The sequence below is a fragment of the Pseudomonas sp. SAR267 genome (genome assembly GCF_052077595.1).
Taxonomy (GTDB): domain Bacteria; phylum Pseudomonadota; class Gammaproteobacteria; order Pseudomonadales; family Pseudomonadaceae; genus Aquipseudomonas; species Aquipseudomonas vlassakiae.
In genome coordinates this window covers 2,650,470-2,667,211 of record NZ_JBQIHU010000001.1, presented here as the reverse complement: position 1 = coordinate 2,667,211, position 16,742 = coordinate 2,650,470, and the positions used below count along the sequence as shown (strand labels likewise).

General features: G+C 63.5%; 17 protein-coding genes and 1 tRNA gene. 10 read left to right on the top strand and 8 right to left on the bottom strand.

The window, feature by feature from the left end; genetic code table 11:
- Positions 1-112: 112 nt before the first annotated feature.
- Both ACTORR_RS12825 and ACTORR_RS12820 read right to left on the bottom strand, forming a co-directional pair.
- Positions 113-865 (bottom strand): slipin family protein, encoded by a 753-nt coding sequence (locus ACTORR_RS12825; RefSeq protein WP_054886439.1) that lies wholly within the window; start codon positions 863-865, stop codon positions 113-115.
- 2 nt (positions 866-867) lie between these two features.
- Positions 868-2,214: an NfeD family protein gene (locus tag ACTORR_RS12820; protein WP_313364685.1), complete on the bottom strand. Its 1,347-nt coding sequence runs from the start codon at positions 2,212-2,214 to the stop codon at positions 868-870.
- 97 nt (positions 2,215-2,311) lie between these two features.
- Here ACTORR_RS12820 and ACTORR_RS12815 point away from each other — a divergent pair, with 97 nt between their 5' ends.
- The 3 genes from ACTORR_RS12815 (at position 2,312) to ACTORR_RS12805 (ending at position 3,781) form a co-directional block, all read left to right on the top strand.
- A complete protein-coding gene (locus ACTORR_RS12815) occupies positions 2,312-2,770 on the top strand; it encodes an aminoacyl-tRNA deacylase (protein WP_027916942.1) in 459 nt (152 codons plus the stop codon).
- A 61-nt stretch (positions 2,771-2,831) separates the two neighbouring features.
- Positions 2,832-3,074, top strand: coding sequence for a DUF2789 domain-containing protein (locus ACTORR_RS12810; RefSeq protein ID WP_054886437.1), 243 nt, complete (start codon positions 2,832-2,834; stop codon positions 3,072-3,074).
- A gap of 68 nt (positions 3,075-3,142) precedes the next feature.
- Complete coding sequence (locus ACTORR_RS12805) at positions 3,143-3,781, top strand: hypothetical protein (protein WP_054886436.1); 639 nt, start codon at positions 3,143-3,145, stop codon at positions 3,779-3,781.
- Positions 3,782-3,787: 6 nt separating this feature from the next.
- Here ACTORR_RS12805 and ACTORR_RS12800 read toward each other — a convergent pair whose 3' ends face one another.
- The 3 genes from ACTORR_RS12800 to ACTORR_RS12790 all read right to left on the bottom strand — a co-directional run bounded on the left by ACTORR_RS12800 (position 3,788) and on the right by ACTORR_RS12790 (position 6,418).
- Positions 3,788-4,225: a CBS domain-containing protein gene (locus ACTORR_RS12800; RefSeq protein WP_313364684.1), complete on the bottom strand. Its 438-nt coding sequence runs from the start codon at positions 4,223-4,225 to the stop codon at positions 3,788-3,790.
- Positions 4,226-4,456: 231 nt separating this feature from the next.
- On the bottom strand, positions 4,457-6,184 hold the full coding sequence (locus tag ACTORR_RS12795; protein WP_441343648.1) for a dipeptidase: 1,728 nt from the start codon (positions 6,182-6,184) through the stop codon (positions 4,457-4,459).
- Positions 6,185-6,341: 157 nt separating this feature from the next.
- Positions 6,342-6,418: transfer RNA gene (locus ACTORR_RS12790), tRNA-Arg, on the bottom strand.
- Between the two features lie 265 nt (positions 6,419-6,683).
- Between ACTORR_RS12790 and ACTORR_RS12785 the strand changes: the two genes are divergently transcribed.
- Genes ACTORR_RS12785 through ACTORR_RS12765 form a run of 5 tightly spaced genes read left to right on the top strand, consistent with a single transcriptional unit; the run spans position 6,684 to position 10,713 of the window.
- Positions 6,684-7,433 carry a GntR family transcriptional regulator gene (locus tag ACTORR_RS12785; RefSeq protein WP_054887078.1) on the top strand — a complete coding sequence of 250 codons (750 nt, stop codon included), beginning with the start codon at positions 6,684-6,686 and terminating at the stop codon, positions 7,431-7,433.
- On the top strand, positions 7,430-9,154 hold the full coding sequence (locus tag ACTORR_RS12780) for a fumarate reductase/succinate dehydrogenase flavoprotein subunit (RefSeq protein WP_313365236.1): 1,725 nt from the start codon (positions 7,430-7,432) through the stop codon (positions 9,152-9,154). Before ACTORR_RS12785 ends, ACTORR_RS12780 begins: the two co-directional genes overlap by 4 nt.
- 38 nt (positions 9,155-9,192) lie before the next feature.
- Complete coding sequence (locus ACTORR_RS12775) at positions 9,193-9,438, top strand: 4Fe-4S dicluster domain-containing protein (protein ID WP_008096634.1); 246 nt, start codon at positions 9,193-9,195, stop codon at positions 9,436-9,438.
- A 34-nt stretch (positions 9,439-9,472) separates the two neighbouring features.
- Entirely contained in the window at positions 9,473-10,438 is a 966-nt protein-coding gene (locus ACTORR_RS12770; protein WP_313365237.1) for a HEAT repeat domain-containing protein, read from the top strand.
- Positions 10,438-10,713, top strand: a complete 276-nt coding sequence (locus tag ACTORR_RS12765; protein WP_099813873.1) for a DUF971 domain-containing protein — start codon at positions 10,438-10,440, stop codon at positions 10,711-10,713. Before ACTORR_RS12770 ends, ACTORR_RS12765 begins: the two co-directional genes overlap by 1 nt.
- A gap of 140 nt (positions 10,714-10,853) precedes the next feature.
- Here the strand turns inward: ACTORR_RS12765 and ACTORR_RS12760 are convergent, their stop codons facing one another.
- Both ACTORR_RS12760 and ACTORR_RS12755 read right to left on the bottom strand, forming a co-directional pair.
- Positions 10,854-11,717 (bottom strand): ABC transporter ATP-binding protein, encoded by an 864-nt coding sequence (locus tag ACTORR_RS12760; RefSeq protein ID WP_313365238.1) that lies wholly within the window; start codon positions 11,715-11,717, stop codon positions 10,854-10,856.
- Entirely contained in the window at positions 11,714-13,309 is a 1,596-nt protein-coding gene (locus ACTORR_RS12755) for an ABC transporter permease (RefSeq protein ID WP_313365239.1), read from the bottom strand. The genes ACTORR_RS12760 and ACTORR_RS12755 overlap by 4 nt, the downstream gene beginning before the upstream one ends.
- Positions 13,310-13,606: 297 nt before the next feature.
- Between ACTORR_RS12755 and ACTORR_RS12750 the strand changes: the two genes are divergently transcribed.
- Together ACTORR_RS12750 and ACTORR_RS12745 are read left to right on the top strand one after the other, a co-directional pair.
- A complete protein-coding gene (locus tag ACTORR_RS12750; RefSeq protein WP_313365240.1) occupies positions 13,607-14,644 on the top strand; it encodes an ABC transporter substrate-binding protein in 1,038 nt (345 codons plus the stop codon).
- Positions 14,645-14,679: 35 nt separating this feature from the next.
- Positions 14,680-15,585: a TauD/TfdA dioxygenase family protein gene (locus ACTORR_RS12745; protein WP_099813869.1), complete on the top strand. Its 906-nt coding sequence runs from the start codon at positions 14,680-14,682 to the stop codon at positions 15,583-15,585.
- Positions 15,586-15,708: 123 nt separating this feature from the next.
- Here ACTORR_RS12745 and ACTORR_RS12740 read toward each other — a convergent pair whose 3' ends face one another.
- A complete protein-coding gene (locus ACTORR_RS12740; protein WP_313365241.1) occupies positions 15,709-16,623 on the bottom strand; it encodes a LysR family transcriptional regulator in 915 nt (304 codons plus the stop codon).
- Between the last annotated feature and the right edge of the window lie 119 nt (positions 16,624-16,742).

Here is a 16,742-nt window from a genome sequence, read left to right as displayed (position 1 = left end):
ATCCGTGGGGCTGCTTTGCAGCCCTTTCGCGACACAAGGCCGCTCCTACAAGGGAACGCTATCTCCTGTAGGAGCGGCCTTGTGTCGCGAAAGGGGCGCAAAGCGCCCCCAGCTATTTCTGCCTGTCGACCAACCCCTTGAGCAAGTCGACCGGCAACGGAAAGACAATGGTCGAGCTCTTGTCCCCGGCAATCGTCCCCAGCGTCTGCATGTAACGCAACTGCATCGCTCCAGGCTCCTTGCTGAGCATCTGCGCGGCCTGCATCAACTTCTCCGACGCCTGCAGCTCGCCCTCGGCATGGATCACCTTGGCCCGCCGTTCCCGTTCGGCCTCCGCCTGACGGGCGATGGCGCGGACCATCGACTCGTTGAGGTCGACGTGCTTGATCTCGACGTTGGCCACCTTGATGCCCCAGGCGTCGGTTTGTGCGTCCAGTACCTGGCGGATGTCCAGGTTCAGCTGCTCGCGCTCGGCCAGCAATTCGTCCAGCTCGTGCTTGCCCAGTACCGCACGTAAAGTAGTCTGGGCCAGTTGGCTGGTGGCGACGAGGAAGTCCTCGACCTGGATGATCGCCTTCTGCGGGTCGAGCACGCGGAAATACACCACCGCATTGACCTTTACCGACACGTTGTCGCGGGTGATCACATCCTGTGGCGGCACATCCAGCACCACGGTACGCAGGTCGACCCGGACCATCTGCTGGATGACCGGGATCAGCAGGATCAGCCCCGGCCCCTTGACCTGCCAGAAGCGCCCCAACTGGAACACCACGCCCCGCTCGTACTCGCGCAGGATGCGGAATGTCGACAGCAACAGCATCGCCAGCACGATCAGCACGGCACCGAAACCCACTTGCATGAACATCGTCAGTCTCCTTGCGCCGCGGGCGCGGCGGCACTCACTTCCAGCGTCACGCCATGGCGTGCTGTAACCCGGACGTTCTGCCCGGCCTGCAGCGGCGTGGTGCACTGGACTTGCCATTGTTCGCCCTGGGCATGGACCGAGCCGCAGAACGGGTTGTCCGCCATCACCTGGGTCACCGTCACCAGGCTGCCGACCAGGCCGGCGTCACCGCTGACCAGCGCCCGTCGGCGCGCCTTGATGGCCATGCCTGCTACGCCGCCGATCAGCAGGGCCGAAAGGACGGCGAGGGTGCCTATCAGCACCAAGGGGATGCCGAAACCCGGGGCGTCGGTGTCGATCAGGATCACGGCGCCAGCGATGAAGGCCACGATGCCGCCGAAGCCGACCACGCCGAAACTGGGCAGGAACGCCTCGGCGACCATGAAGGCGATGCCGAGCAGGATCAGTGCCACGCCAGCGAAGCTCACCGGCAACAGCTGCAAGGCATACAGCGCCAGCAGCAGGCAGATGCCGCCGACCACTCCGCCCAGTGCTGAACCTGGGTTCATGAACTCGAACAACAGGCCGTATACCCCGATCATGATCAGGATCAGCGCCACACCGGGATTGGTGATCACGGCCAGCAGGCGCGTGCGCCAGTCCGGCAGGTGTTCGATCACGACAGCATCCCGGGTCTGAAGCCGCTGTGGTTGGCCGGCGGCGACCAAGGTCTTGCCGTCGATCTGGTGCAGCAGGGCAGGCAGGTCGTTGGCTACCAGGTCGATCACGTTCAGGCGCAGTGCTTCAGTGGCCGGCAAGCTGACCGCCTCACGCACCGCTTGCTCCGCCCAGTCGGCATTGCGCCCGCGTAGCTGGGCCAGGCCCCGGATATAAGCGCTGGCGTCGTTGACCTGTTTGCGGGCCAGGGTCTGTTCATCGTCGCTCGGCTTGGCCTTGTCGTCCTTCGGCGCACCGGGCAGGCCACCGATCTGCACGGGTGTGGCGGCGCCGAGGTTGGTCCCGGGGGCCATGGCGGCGACGTGGCTGGCATAGAGGATGTAGGTGCCAGCGCTGGCGGCACGGGCGCCGCTGGGGGCAACGTAACTGACGACCGGCACGGGGCTTGCCAGAATAGCCTTGATCATCAGGCGCATGGCGCTGTCCAGCCCGCCGGGGGTATCCAGGCGCAGCACCACCAACTGGGCACCTTGGGCCTTGGCCTGTTCGAGGTTGCGAATCAGGTAGTCAGCGCTGGCCGGGCCGATGGCGTCATCAATGCCCAATACCCAGACGCTACCGGGCGCTGCCAGGCCCGCCGGGGCAAGGCCGAGCAGCAACAGCAGCAGCCAGCGGCAACATCGAGTGATCACCTGTCGTCACCTCGTTGACCTCTCTGCTTTAAGTTTAGCCATGCCTGCCGGCACGGCCTAAAATTGAAGGTTGGGGGAGCGAAACCGGAGGTGCATCATGCGTATGGCCAAGACCCTGCAGCAGCGCCTGGACCAGGCCAACTGCGACTACGACATCATTCCCCACCCACACTCGGCCACCAGCCTGGAGTCAGCGCGCACGGCGGGCGTACCTGCCGAGCGGGTGGCCAAGTCGGTCATGCTCGACGACCGTCATGGCAACTACATCATGGCCGTGCTGCCGGCCAATCGGCACATGGACATGAGCAAGGTGCGCATGTCTGGCGCCTGGCAACTGACCCGCGAAAGCGCCTTGCCGATGCTGTTCGGCGATTGCGAAAGGGGCGCCATCCCGGCTATGGGTGACGCCTATCAGATAAAGATGCTGCTCGATTCGAGTCTTACCCGCCAAGGCGATGTCTACCTGGAGGCAGGTGACCACGATCACCTGATCCACATGAGCATGGAGCAGTACCTGAAACTGGTACCGCAAGCCGAAGTACGAGAACTGTGCTGATGACAACCAACCCATGCCGGGCCGGGCGCATTGCTGGCCGGCCCGGTGCTAAGGAGGCAACATGGAAAAACCGAACCACCACTTCTCGGAAATCTTCAAGCAACTGGGCCTGCCTGACGACCCAGTCGAAATCGAGCGCTTCATCACCACGCACTCGCCGCTGGATGACGGTGTGAAGCTGGTGGATGCGCCTTTCTGGACAGAAGGACAGCGGGCGTTTCTCAAGGAAAGCTATACCGCCGATGCTGACTGGATACCTATGATCGACCAATTGAACGAGGCACTTCATCCCAAGAAAAAATAAGTGCCGAGCGGCACCTGACGAGTGATCGGCCGTTGCTATGCTCAGGAAAAACAACAGGGGATAGCGTGATGAAAGATCCCTACGCACCAGGTTTCTGGTGCTCCGTGACGATCCTGGGCACCCTGACGGCCGGCTACTTCTACGGCATACGCCACACCCAGCAGATGAACCAGGCCATCCAGTTTCTCTACGCCGCCGCCGCCGTCACTGGCGCGGTGGCGTTGCTGGCCCTGACCTGGATTGCCTGGCAACAGTTACGCTTGAACAAGCGTGAAGTGATTCAGGGGCGAACGTTGCTCACCATCTGGGACACCAAGGTTGCACTGCGCCGCGTCGAGACGGTGTTCGACCGCTATTTCTGGGGCAGCTACTGGCATTCCGGGCGCACCTTCGAGGAAGTGATGGGCGAACTCAAGGGTACACCGCTGGAGCAGAGCCTGGATGCCTTGAAGCGGCAATGCCGGGCCCTCGACCGGGAAATCCACGACCATCATCACCACTGGCTGGCCAATGCCCGCGACCTGTCCAGCGTGGCCACGGCCATGGCCCGCGAGCGGTATCAGCTGGATCTGTGCGAGCCGTCGAGCAACGGCCATGGCAATACCGCCGTGCTCAACCGGGATCTGGAAGTGTTGGTGTACACCTGGTCGGCGCGCCTGCGCAGCTTCGACCATCAGTTGGACGAACTGGAGCGCGCCTACCACTGAGGCCGGCTATTCGCCGCGAATGTAGCCTTCCAGCTGCTTGATCAGGCCGGCCTGCTCGGCGATGGTTTCCTTCACCAGGTCACCGATCGATAGCAGCCCGAGCAACTTGCCGTCCTCGACGACTGGCAGGTGGCGCAGATGGCGGTCGGTCATCTGTTGCATGCAGTAGTCCAGACTCTTTTTCGGCTCCACCGTGATCACTGGCGCGCTCATGATTTCGCGCACCGGCGTTGCGGCTGAGGAGCGGCCCTTGAGCACCAGCTTGCGTGCATAGTCCCGCTCACTGACGATACCCACTACATGGTCGTTTTGGACGACCGGCAAGGCACCGACGTTTTTCTCCGCCAGCAGTTTCAGGGCGTCGAGCACCGAGTCATCCGGGCCGATGGTGTACACGGTCTGGTGCTGGGACTTGGTCTTGAGGATTTGTTCGACGGTCTTCATACGGGCCTCTGCGGGTGGAAAAGACGAGCGCTTTGAGTAAATAAAGCATCCGGCACGCCAGCCTGCACGGCAATGCAGGAAACGGCATGGAGTCGATTGAAAAACGTCATGGTCGTTTCCTGTACCGGCCTCTTCGCGGCTAAAGCCGCTCCCACAGGTGCTGCGCTGGCTTCGAGTTGCCCCCATACCTGTGGGAGCGGCTTTAGCCGCGAAGAGGCCAGTACCGCTGACTCAAAGCTTCGGCATCTGCCCGATCCGCGCCACCATCTCGCTCACCACTTGCAGGTCGAGCATGAACTGTTCCACGGTCTTGAACTCGTTGTCGTTGTGCCCGGTGTACTTCACATCCGGCATTGCCAGGCCGAACTGCACGCCGTTGGGCAGGTCGTGCACCGAGGTAGCGCCGGCCGAGGTACCGAATTCATGCTTCATACCCAGGTTTTCGCTGGCCACATCGAGCAGCGCCTTGACCCATTCGCCTTCGGGGTTGCGGAACATCGGCTCGTCAAGGCTGTAGTCGAAGGCCACCGAGGTGTGGCTCTGGCGGGTCCATTTGCCCAGTTTGTCGGCCAGCTGGTCCTTGATCACGGCCAGTGGCTTGCCTTTGGGGATGCGCAGGTTCACGGCCAGCTTGAGACCCTTGTCGTCCACGCCGACGAAGGTCAGCGAGGTGGTCAGCGGGCCCATGAACGCGTCCTCGAAGCCGATGCCGAGCTTCTTGCCCAGGTAGTCCAGGCCCCAGTTGTCGGCGGCGTAGCGGGCGGCATCGGTGAAGTGGTTGTGCTTGAGCGGCACTTGCTGGCCCAGGCCATTGAGGAAGTCGAGCATGCGCGCCACCGGGTTGACGCCGGACTCTGGCTCCGAGGAGTGGGCAGAAACGCCGGTCACGGTAAGCAGCACGTTCTTGCCGTCGACCTTGGCATCGATGCTGAAGTCATTGCCATTACGCTTCACGTATTCAGCGCCGGCCTTCTCCAGGTGCTTGGCCAGTTCCGCCGGGTTATCCGCCACCAGGGTCGCCACCGACGTGGTCGGAATCTGGTTGGTCGCCAGGCCGCCGGTCAGGTTGACGATTTCCGCACCTTTGCCCGTGGCCGGGCGTTTGCTGAAGCTGGCCATGACCGTGCCGTAGCCTTTTTCGGCAATCACCACCGGGTAGCCGCCATCGAGTGCCAGGTTGTAGTCGGGGGGCGGGTTGCGCTCGAAGTAATAGGGGATGGCGTCGCCGCTGGTTTCTTCGGTGGTGTCGATCAGCAGCTTGAACTGCCGGGCCAGGGGCAGGTTTTCGTCCTTGGCGACTTTCAGCGCATACAGCGCAACGATGATGCCGTTCTTGTCATCCTCGGTGCCACGGCCGTACATGCGGTCGCCGACCAAGGTGACCTTGAACGGGTCGAGGCGGGTGCCGTCGGCCAGCTTCCAGTTGTCCGGGTTGACCGGCACCACGTCAGCGTGGGCGTGGATGCCGACCACTTCCTTGCCTTCACCCAGCGAGATCTCGTAGACGCGGTTGTCGACATTGCGGAAGGCCAGGCCGAAGCTCTCGGCCAGCGTCTTGATCTTGTCGGCGATCTTCAGGAATTCGGGGTTTTCGTGCTGCGGCACGCCGTCGACGCTGAAGGTGGGGATGGCGACCAGCTCGCGCAGGTTTTCTGTGGCGGCCTTGGCGTATTTGATACGGGTGTACAGGCCGAGCAGGCGGTTGATTTCATTTTGTTGCTCGGCTGCGAGCGGCTTGCCGGCCAGGTAGGCGTCGAGCGTAGCTGCGAGGTTGTCGGCCTTGGCCAGGTCGCTGCCTTGGAGTTTACCGAGGAATTGCTTGAAGTCGGCCGGGTTGCTGCCGTCGAAAGCTTTGACGATGGCGGCAGACTGTTGCTGGGACAGGTTGGCCTGGGCCGGTTGGGTGAACAGGCCAATGCTGGCCAGCATCAGGGCGGTGGAGAGTTTTTTCAGGTGCATGAGCACGCATTCCTTCGCGAATCATTGTTATGGGATACCCGTCGGGACGGGAGGGGACCCACGCTAACATCAATGACCCATGGCACGGGAGTGCCAGAAACGCGACATGTCGCACAAATGAAAAAGCCCCGGGCATGCTCCCAGGGCTTTTCTGATATGGCGCACTCGGCGGGATTCGAACCCACGACCCCTGCCTTCGGAGGGCAGTACTCTATCCAGCTGAGCTACGAGTGCAACGCGCACGCATCATACCCATCTGATTCGGCGGCGTCCATCGCCTTGATCTATCGCTGTTTTCTCGCCTGGCCCTTGGCGGCTAAAGGCGCACCCACAGGTACTGCGCTGTCTGTAGTAGCAGCTTTAGCCGCGAGAGAGCCGGTACAGGCCGCGACAAATCCATCTATCCATATGCAATTTCAGTATTTCCTTAGCGATTCTTATGTCTTCTATCCTCTGGTCACAACTTGTTATAACAAGTGCTCGATCAGCGAAGAGAATCATGGCCGAACTGCTCCCCCTGTCCCCGGTACCGCTCTACACCCAGCTCAAGGAACTGCTGCGCGAGCGCATCCTCGACGGTACTTATCCACCGCATAGTCGCATGCCCTCGGAAAGCGAGCTGGGCAAGGCATTCGAGGTCAGCCGTATCACCGTGCGCCAGGCGTTGGGTGACCTGCAGAAAGAAGGGCTGATCTTCAAGATCCACGGCAAAGGCACCTTCGTCGCCAAACCCAAGGCGTTCCAGAACGTCAGCACCCTGCAGGGCCTGGGCGAGTCGATGACGCAGATGGGCTACGAGGTGCTCAACCGCCTGCGCAGCTTCCGTCATGTGCCGGCCAATGCCCTGGTCGCCGCGCGGCTGCAGGTCGAGGAGGGCAGCCTGGTTACCGAGATCCGCCGGGTGCGCTTGATCAACCGCGAGCCGGTGTCGCTGGAGCTGACCTGGCTGCCCAAGGCGGTCGGCGAAAAGCTGGAAAAGGCCGACCTGGTCACCCGCGACATCTTCCTGCTGCTGGAAAACGACTGCGGCATTGCGCTGGGCCACGCCGACCTGGCCATTGACGCGGTGTTGGCAGACAGCGACCTGACCCAGGCGCTGGAGGTGGAAGAAGGCGCGCCGATCATGCGTATCGAACGCCTCACCCACGCCGCCGACGGCACGCCGCTGGACTTCGAACACCTGTATTACCGCGGCGATGCCTTCCAGTACCGCCTGCGCATCGACCGTCAGAAGGGGAGCAAGGCATGAGCATCGAGACCCAGGACTACGACATCATCGTCATCGGTGGCGGCACTGCCGGGCCGATGGCGGCGATCAAGGCCAAGGAGCACGACAAGCGCCTGCGCGTACTGCTGCTGGACAAGGCCAACGTCAAGCGCAGCGGCGCCATCAGCATGGGCATGGACGGCCTGAACAACGCCATCATTCCCGGCCATGCCACGCCCGAGCAGTACACCAAGGAAATCACCGTGGCCAACGACGGCATCGTCAACCAGGCCGCCGTGCATGCCTATGCCACCCACAGTTTCGAAACCATCGAGCAACTCGACCGCTGGGGCGTCAAGTTCGAGAAGGACGAGACTGGCGATTACGCGGTGAAGAAGGTCCACCACATGGGCGCCTATGTGCTGCCCATGCCTGAAGGTCACGACATCAAGAAAGTGCTCTATCGCCAGCTCAAGCGCGCCCGGGTCGAGATCAGTAACCGCATGGTATGCACCCGCGTGCTGCTCGACGCCGAAGGCGCGGCTGCCGGTGTCATGGGTTTTGATTGCCGCACTGGCGAGTTTCGCGTGGTACGGGCCAAGGCGGTGATCCTTGCCTGTGGCGCTGCCGGGCGCCTGGGCCTGCCATCCTCGGGGTACCTGATGGGCACCTACGAGAACCCGACCAATGCCGGCGACGGCTATGCCATGGCCTACCACGCTGGCGCCGAACTGGCCAACCTCGAGTGTTTCCAGATCAACCCGCTGATCAAGGACTACAACGGCCCGGCCTGCGCCTACGTCACCGGCCCCCTTGGTGGCTACACCGCCAACAGCAAGGGCGAACGCTTCATCGAGTGCGATTACTGGAGCGGGCAGATGATGTGGGAGTTCCACCAGGAGCTCGAAGGCGGCAACGGCCCGGTGTTCCTCAAGCTCGACCACCTGGCCGAAGAAACCATCCAGAACATCGAAGAGATCCTGCACAGCAATGAGCGCCCCAGCCGCGGGCAGTTCCATGCCGGGCGTGGCACCGACTACCGCCAGCACATGGTCGAGATGCATATCTCCGAGATCGGCCTCTGCTCGGGGCATTCGGCGTCGGGGGTGTGGGTCAACGAGAAGGCCGAGACCAGCGTCAAGGGCCTGTATGCCGCCGGTGACATGGCAGCAGTGCCGCACAACTACATGCTCGGTGCGTTTACCTACGGCTGGTTTGCCGGTGTGAACGCCGCAAAGTACGTGGCCGAGCGGGAATTGGCCGAGGTCGATGCCGGGCAGGTCGAACGCGAACGCACGCGGGTGTTCGCCCCGCTGCACCGTGAGCATGGCCTGCCGCCGGCGCAGGTCGAGTACAAGCTTCGGCGCATGGTGAACGATTACCTGCAGCCGCCAAAGGTGACCAAGAAAATGGAAATCGGCCTGGCGCGCTTTGCCGAAATCGAACGTGATCTCGAGCAGATGAAAGCCAGCAACCCGCATGAGCTGATGCGGGCGATGGAGGTCTCGGTGATCCGCGACTGTGCCGAGATGGCGGCGCGGGCCTCGCTGTTCCGTGAGGAGAGCCGCTGGGGCCTTTACCACCACCGCGTGGACTTCCCCGAGCGCAACGATGGCGAATGGTTCTGCCATTGCCATCTTAAAAAGGGCGAAGACGGCGAGATGACCAGCTTCAAGAAGGCTGTCGAGCCCTACCTGATCGCCTTGGATGCCCAGGAACAGACCGCCTATGACCGGCTGCGGGTGAAAGCCGACGCTGCCTGAATGAAACAGAGGGCCGAAGGCCCCAAGGACCCCGTGAAATGGCCTACCAGCCCCAGGAAATATTCTTTCGCAGCAGCGCCCCGGTGACCATCGACGAAGACAAGTGCATCGCCGAAAAAGGCTGCACTGTCTGCGTCGAGGTCTGCCCCATGGACCTGCTGGCGATCAACCCAGCCACGCAAAAGGCTTACATGGCATTCGACGAGTGCTGGTACTGCATGCCTTGCGAGAAAGACTGCCCCACCGGTGCTGTCAAGGTCGACATCCCGTACCTGCTGCGCTGATTCATCCCTGTCATCCGCCGCCAAGGATCGCGCCATGAGCGAACGAAGCACCGACAACCCCGAGATTCTCGAACTGCTGCCACGCCTCGAAGCCGACGATGCGGGCGTGCGGCGCATTGCCCTGATCGAACTGGCAGACCTGGAAGACCCCGACGCCTTGCCGTGGCTGACCGACGCCCTGTTGGTCGATGGCGCCGACGAAGTGCGCGCCGAGGCCGCGCGCCTGCTGGAAGCCTGGGAGGAACCGGAAGTGGTACAGGCCTTGTGCGCCGCACTGGCGGATGGTGCAGAAGCAGTTCGCCTGGCTGCCGCGCAGAGCCTCAGCGAGTTGAAGACCCCGGAAGCCGGGCAACTGATTTTGCCGTGGACGACTCATGCCGATGCCTTTGTCCGCGCCAGTACCTTGCGCGCCCTGCGGGAGCTGCGTCTGGAGGACGCCGCCGTCCCTGCGCTGCGGGCGCTGGAAGACCAGGACGCGGCAGTGCGGCGCGAAGCCGTGGGTATTCTGGGTTGGCTCAAACACCAGCCGGCACTGCCGGCTTTGGCGCAACTGGCTGAGCATGAGCCTGACACCGAGGTACGGCGCGCCGCGATTGGCGCTTTGGGCCTTGCTCGAGACCTCGGGGTACTGCCGGCGCTGGTTGGCGCCTTGCGCGACCCCGCCTGGCAGGTACGCGAAGAAGCCGCGACGACGTTGGGCAAGGTTGGCCACGCCCAGGCGGGGCCGGCACTGGTGGCGGCGCTGGGCGATGGCTTCTGGCAAGTGCGTTTGCGCGCCGCCCGTTCATTGGGCCGCCTCCGTCATGGCGAAGCGCTGGATGCTTTGGCGGGCTTGCTGGGCCATGGCATTGCCAACCTGCGCAAGGAAGCTGCACTGGCGTTGGGTGAACTGGGCCTGGCCCGCGCCTTGCCAGCGCTGCAAGCGGCCGAGGGTGACAGTGATCCTGAAGTGCGCAAGGCGGTGCGCATTGCCCTGGCGCAATTGCGTGGGGCGGTCTGATGAACGTCCCAGTCGCGATTCGCAACCAGCGTGGGCCGGGGCTGCTGGCGCTGCAATGGGTCGATGCCGAAGCGCTCATCAGCCATGCCCGCCTGCGCGGCGCCTGCCCCTGCTCGCAATGCCGTGCGGCGAGGTTGCAGGGGCGGGTGTCATTGGTGAGTGAGGATGTGCGCGTCGAGCAGGTGGTGGCGCAGGGGTATGGCGTGCAGCTGGTGTTCAGCGATGGGCATGAGCGGGGTATCTATCCCTGGACCTACCTGCGCGATCTCGGCTGAGTTGCATCCTCAGTCTCTGAAAATCGTCGCGATCCCTGTGGGAGCGGGCTCGCCCGCGAACACGGGCGAAGCCCGTGCCATCCACCGTGTCGCCTGATTCGCGGGCTTGCCCGCTCCCACAGGTGCGATGCAAGTCAGTATCACAACGCGATCAGCTCGGGCCGCAGGCCTTCCACCCGGCGCGCCGCTGGCGGCAGGTAACCGCCATCGCCAGTGATCTGATGCAGCACCTGCTCGCGCAGCCCATGCAAGGCCACGCCAGTGCGCAGGCGCGGGTGCGGCAAGTCGATTTCCACCACTGACTTGATCCGCCCAGGGCGCGGCTCCAGCACCACCACCCGGTCGGCGAGGTAGGTGGCTTCCTCGGCATCGTGGGTCACCAGCAAGGTGGTGATGCCGGCGCGCTCGCGGATGGCCAGCAGTTCGTCCTGCAGCTGCTGGCGGGTCAGTGCGTCAAGCGCGCCGAATGGCTCGTCGAGCAACAGGATGCGCGGGCTGGCCACCAGGCCGCGGGCAATCGCTACACGCTGGGCCATACCGCCGGACAGCTGGTGCGGGTAGGCCGACTCGAAACCGACCAGGCCTACCAGTTGCACGAACTCGTGCACACGCCGGGCGCGCTCGCCCTGGGTCAGCTGTTCGTTGACCAGACCCAGGGCGATGTTCTGTTCAACCGTCAACCAGGGGAACAGCCGATGCTCCTGGAACACGATGCCGCGCTCGCCGCCGATGCCGCTGACCGCCTGGCCATCGATGCGGATGCTGCCGCTATGGTCTGTGTCCAGCCCGACCAGCAGGCGCAGCAGGGTCGACTTGCCGCAGCCCGAGGCGCCGACGATGGCGATGAACTCGCCTTCGTTGATGGCCAGGTTGAAGTTGCGGATGGCCTCGAACGGCTGGCCATCGACGCTGAAGACCTTGCCGACGCCTTCGAAGCTGACCAGCGGCGGCGTGGTGTCGGCCTGATTGGCCGCGTGCAGGTGTGAAGCATTGAAGGCGTTCATGCGGTTCTCCAGCGCGTGGCGCGCGATTCGAGGCGTTGGCCGAGGGTGCCGAGCAGGGCGCCGACCAGGCCGATCAGGACCATTGCGGCCATCACCTGGTCCATGCGGAACAATTGCTGCGCGCCGATCATCAGGCTGGCGATGCCACCGTCCGAGGGCATGAAGTACTCAGCACCGATGGTGCCCAGCCAGGCGTAGATCAAGGACAGGCGCAAGCCGGCGAATATCGCCGGTGCGGCGCCGGGCAGCACCAGCAGGCGCAGGCGTTGCCACAGGTTCAGGCGTAGTGTGCGGGCCGCTTCGCCCAGTTGTGGCGAGAGGCTGGCGATGCCGCGCTGGGTGGCGATCAGCAGCGGGAAGAATGCCGCCAGGCCGACGAACACGTGCTTGGCCCCTTCGCCGAGGCCGAACCAGGCCGTGAGCAAGGGTACCCAGGCAAACAGCGCCACTTGCCGCAGGGCCGACAGGCTTGGCCCGAACAGGCGTTCGGCCTTTGGCGACAGCCCCAGCAGCAACCCGCTCAGCAAGCCTGCGCCGCCACCCAGGACCAGGCCGGTCAGGGTGCGCTGCAGGCTCAGCAGCATGGCTTCTGGCAGCGAGCCGTCGGCCAGCCCGCTGAACAGCGCGCGCAGCACATCCAGCGGCGAAGCGAGGATGTTCGGGTCGATCCAGCCCAAGCTATTGCTCGCCTGCCACAGCGCCAGCAAAGCCGCTGGCAGCAGCAGGCTTTGCCAGCCCCGTGGAATGGGCCCGCGCTGTTGTTCGCCGGTGGCCGGTTGAGGCCAGAACAGCAGGCGCTTCTCCAGGGTCGAGAAGCCGCGCTCCAGCAGTGCACCGACCAGACCGATCACCAGGATGCACAACAGCACCAGATCGAGCATGAACAGCTGCCTGCCCCAGACCATCAGGTAGCCGATGCCTTCGCTGGAGGCCAGCAATTCCACGGCGAGCAACGACGTCCAGCCGGTCGCCAGGGCCAGGCGCACCCCGGTGAGGAAGGCTGGCAGGGCCGCTGGCAGCAGCAGGCGCAGGAACAACAGGTGACGTGGCAGGCGCAGCACGGCGGCGGCTTCGCGCAGCTTCGGCTGCGCGTCGCGCACGCCGACCAGCGTATGCAGGGTGACCGGCACCACGACGGCTTTCACCAACACCACCAGCTTGAGCAGTTCGCCGATACCGAAGAACAGCATGAACAGCGGAATCCAGGCCAGGGTAGGGATTTGCGCCAAAGCCACGAAGGTTGGCAGTACCCAGGTCTGCGCGTGGCGTGAGGTACCCAGCCATGTGCCGAGCAGCAAGCCACAGCCGACGCCAGCCAACAGCCCCCAGAACAGCCGCTGCAGACTTATCCACAAGTGCCCCCAAAGCTCACCGGAGCCAAACTCCAGCGCGCTTTGCCACACCAGTGAGGGCGCCGGCAGGATCTGCTCGCTCATCCAGTGCTGCTGGCTCGCCACGACCCACAGCAGCGCAATCAAGACTGGCACTGCCCATGGCAAGACGCAGCCTTTGTGGGAGCGGCCTTGCGTCGCGATTGGGCCGCGCAGCGGCCCCCGAAGCCAACCCCGCCCTCTGCTCAGAACTCCATTCATCGGCCATCTCTCGAAGCGTTCCAACGTTATTCGCTCATGGAATTAAAAATTCACACAAGCAGCTTTCAAGAGATAAGAGCATGCAGTCCCTGCCTGCGGAACCCTCTCGTCATTGCGTTTTGCTCATATTTTCCATGCGTTTCCCGCAAGCCACCCCGCGCCCCGCATGAATCCTCGTTTATGTCTTTCCGTTAATGAAAAATGAAGTTTTGATCTTTGTAGGTTCTAACCAGACCTGCCTAGCTTCTGGCCAACGCGCCGGCCATCGCCGGTGGCAGCCTGCCAAGGAGCCTTGCCATGAAAACCCCGCTTCGCCACCTGATCACCGCACTCGGTCTGGCCTTTACCCTGGGCGCCCACGCAGCCGAGCCGGCCAGGCCGGAAAGCATCCGCATCGCGGTGCCCGACCTCAGCGCCGGCAGCAAGCACAGTGCGGGCGGTGTGGTCGACGTACTGCGCGACCAGCAACTGCTGGAAAAGGAATTTGCCAAAGACGGCATCCGTATCGACTGGCACTTCTTCAAGGGCGCAGGCCCCGTGGTCAACGAAGCCTTGGCCAATGGCCAGGCCGACTTCGCCTACCTGGGCGACCTGGCGGCGATCGTCGGCAAGGCCAACGGCCTCGATACCCGTGTGCTGTCGGCCGGGGTGCGTGGGGTGAAGAGCTATCTGGGCGTAGTGCCGGGGTCCGGCATCAAGTCCCTGCACGACCTCAAGGGCAAGCGCGTGGCGGTGTTCCGCGGCACCGCCAACCAGTTGTCGTTCGCCAGCGCGCTGGCCAGCCAGAGGTTGTCCGAGCGCGACCTGAAAGTGATCAACCTCGACTTCAACGCCGCCAACGCTGCGCTGGCTGCAAAACAGATCGATGCCACCTGGGGGCTTTCCAACCTGTTGTCGCTGCGTGAGCGCGGGCTGGTCGAGCTGCCTGTCAACTCCCGCGACCTGGCAGGCGCCGGCAGCACCCAGGCGGTGTTGCTCGGCACGGGCGATTTCATTCGCAAATACCCCGAGCTGGTGCAGCGCCTGGTCAATGCCCAGGAGCAGGCCACCAACTGGCTGCGCGACGAGCGTAACCGCGAGGCCTATGTCGACCTGGTGGCGAGCAACGCCAACTGGCCTCGCAGCATCCTCAGCGATGACCTGGCCAAGGAAGACCTTGCCCATTACTTCGACCCACGGCTGGACGCCGACTTCGTTGCCCAGCTGCAGCAGGGCGTCGACCTGGCCGCCCGCGAGCGCCTGATCCGCCGTGGCTTCCAGGTTTCCGAGTGGATCGAACCGCGTTTCCTCGATGCCGCACTGCAACACCAACAGGCCGTGCAGGCCGCCCGCTGAACCCAAACCCGACCATGACCGCAAGGACCACGACCATGAGCAATGCCGCACTGGCCTCCGTGCCACACAACCTCGAACTCGACATTCACCCGGTTGCCGGCCGCATCGGCGCCGAAATCCGTGGGTTGAAGTTGTCCGCCGACCTCGATGCCGCCACTATCGATGCCATCCAGGCTGCCCTGGTGAAGCACAAGGTGATCTTCTTCCGTGGCCAGACCCACCTCGACGACCTTAGCCAGGAAGGCTTTGCCAAGCTGCTCGGCGAGCCAGTCGCCCACCCCACCGTGCCAGTGGTGGACGGCACCAGCTACCTGCTGCAACTGGACGGTGCCGAAGGCCAGCGGGCCAACTCCTGGCACACCGACGTAACCTTCGTTGATGCCTACCCCAAGGCCTCGATCCTGCGCAGCGTGGTGGCGCCGGCTTCCGGAGGCGATACCGTCTGGGCCAACACGGCGGCGGCCTACCAGGAACTGCCCGAGCCGTTGCGCGAGCTGGCCGACAAGCTGTGGGCGGTGCACAGCAACGAATATGACTACGCGAGCATCAAGCCCGATGTCGACCCGGCCAAGCTTGAACGTTATCGCAAGGTGTTCACCTCGACCGTGTACGAGACCGAGCACCCGGTGGTGCGGGTACACCCGATCAGTGGTGAACGTGCATTGCAGCTGGGGCACTTCGTCAAGCGCATCAAAGGCTATTCGCTGGCGGACTCGCAGCACCTGTTCGCGGTGCTGCAGGGGCATGTGACGCGGTTGGAGAACACCGTGCGCTGGCGCTGGGAGGCGGGGGATGTGGCGATCTGGGATAACCGCGCCACGCAGCATTATGCGGTGGATGACTACGGCACCCAGCCGCGGGTGGTGCGGCGGGTGACCTTGGCCGGTGAAGTGCCGGTGGGGGTTGATGGCCAGTTGAGCCGGACCACGCGTAAAGGCTGATATCGCCGGGGCCGCTTTGCGGCCCTTTCGCGACACAAGGCCGCTCCCACAAAAAGCACGGCGTACGCCAATCAAATGTGGGAGCGGCCTCGTGTCGCGAAACGGGGGCGAAGCCCCCGCCAGCTACACCTCGGTATCACAGGCAATCAACTGCCTGACCAACCCCTGCGCCAACGGCGACAAGCCATACCCCACCCGGCTCACCACCCCATAGCGGGTATAGAACGCCTCTTCCTGCTCCGCTGCCAGGTCCACCAGTTTCAACGCCACCAGCCCCCGCTCCATCTGGTAAGGCCGCAAGTTGGCATTGCAGGCGATGCCAATGGTGTCCGAATGCATCACCACGTTCAGCAATGCATACCCATGCTCGCACTCCACCGTCGGCAGAAAGTCCTGGCGGCCGCTGAGATCGCTGAGGATCTTGCGGATGTTCGGTGGGCGGAAAGTAGTTGCCAACGGGTAGTCGAACACGTCCCGTGCGCGTACCTCGGCCTGCTCGGTCAGCGGGTGCCCGGCCCGGCAACAGAAGTGCCAGCGTTGCGGTGCCAGCTTGTGCACGCGGTAATCCGGGTCAGACTCGAACTGCCGTGTGTCGGCCACGAAGAACTCGATCTCTTCGGCGATCAGCTTGCGGTTCAGCGCCTGCCAGTTATCCACCTGGAAGCAGGTGCGCGCCGCCGGGTACTCGGCCACGAAGCGCGCCACGGCCTTTGGCACCAGGCCGCCAGCCGGTGCCGGGCCGGAGCCGAAGCGCACCACGCCGGTGGTGGCGCCATTGAACTGGTGAATCTCGTTGACCAGATTATGCGCGCCATGCACCAGGCGCCGCGAATGCTCCAGCACCAGCAAGCCCTGTCGAGTGGGTGAAAGCTCTTTGCTGGCACGGTCGACCAGGCGACAGCCGATGTTGTGCTCCAGGGTCTGGATGCTGCGGCTGAAGGCCGATTGCGACAGATTCACCGCAGCCGCCGCAGCGACGAAACTGCGGTGCTCGACAAGGGCGATGAAGTGGCGGAGCTGGCGTAGGTCGATATGCATTTTCTACATGAAAACTTTCGGTCGAATGCAATTGATGAAGAGGGTCAGCCCCCTTATAAAGGGAGTCACTTATTCCACAAAATATGATTTAAAAATATTTATATCTCTTAAAAGAATAT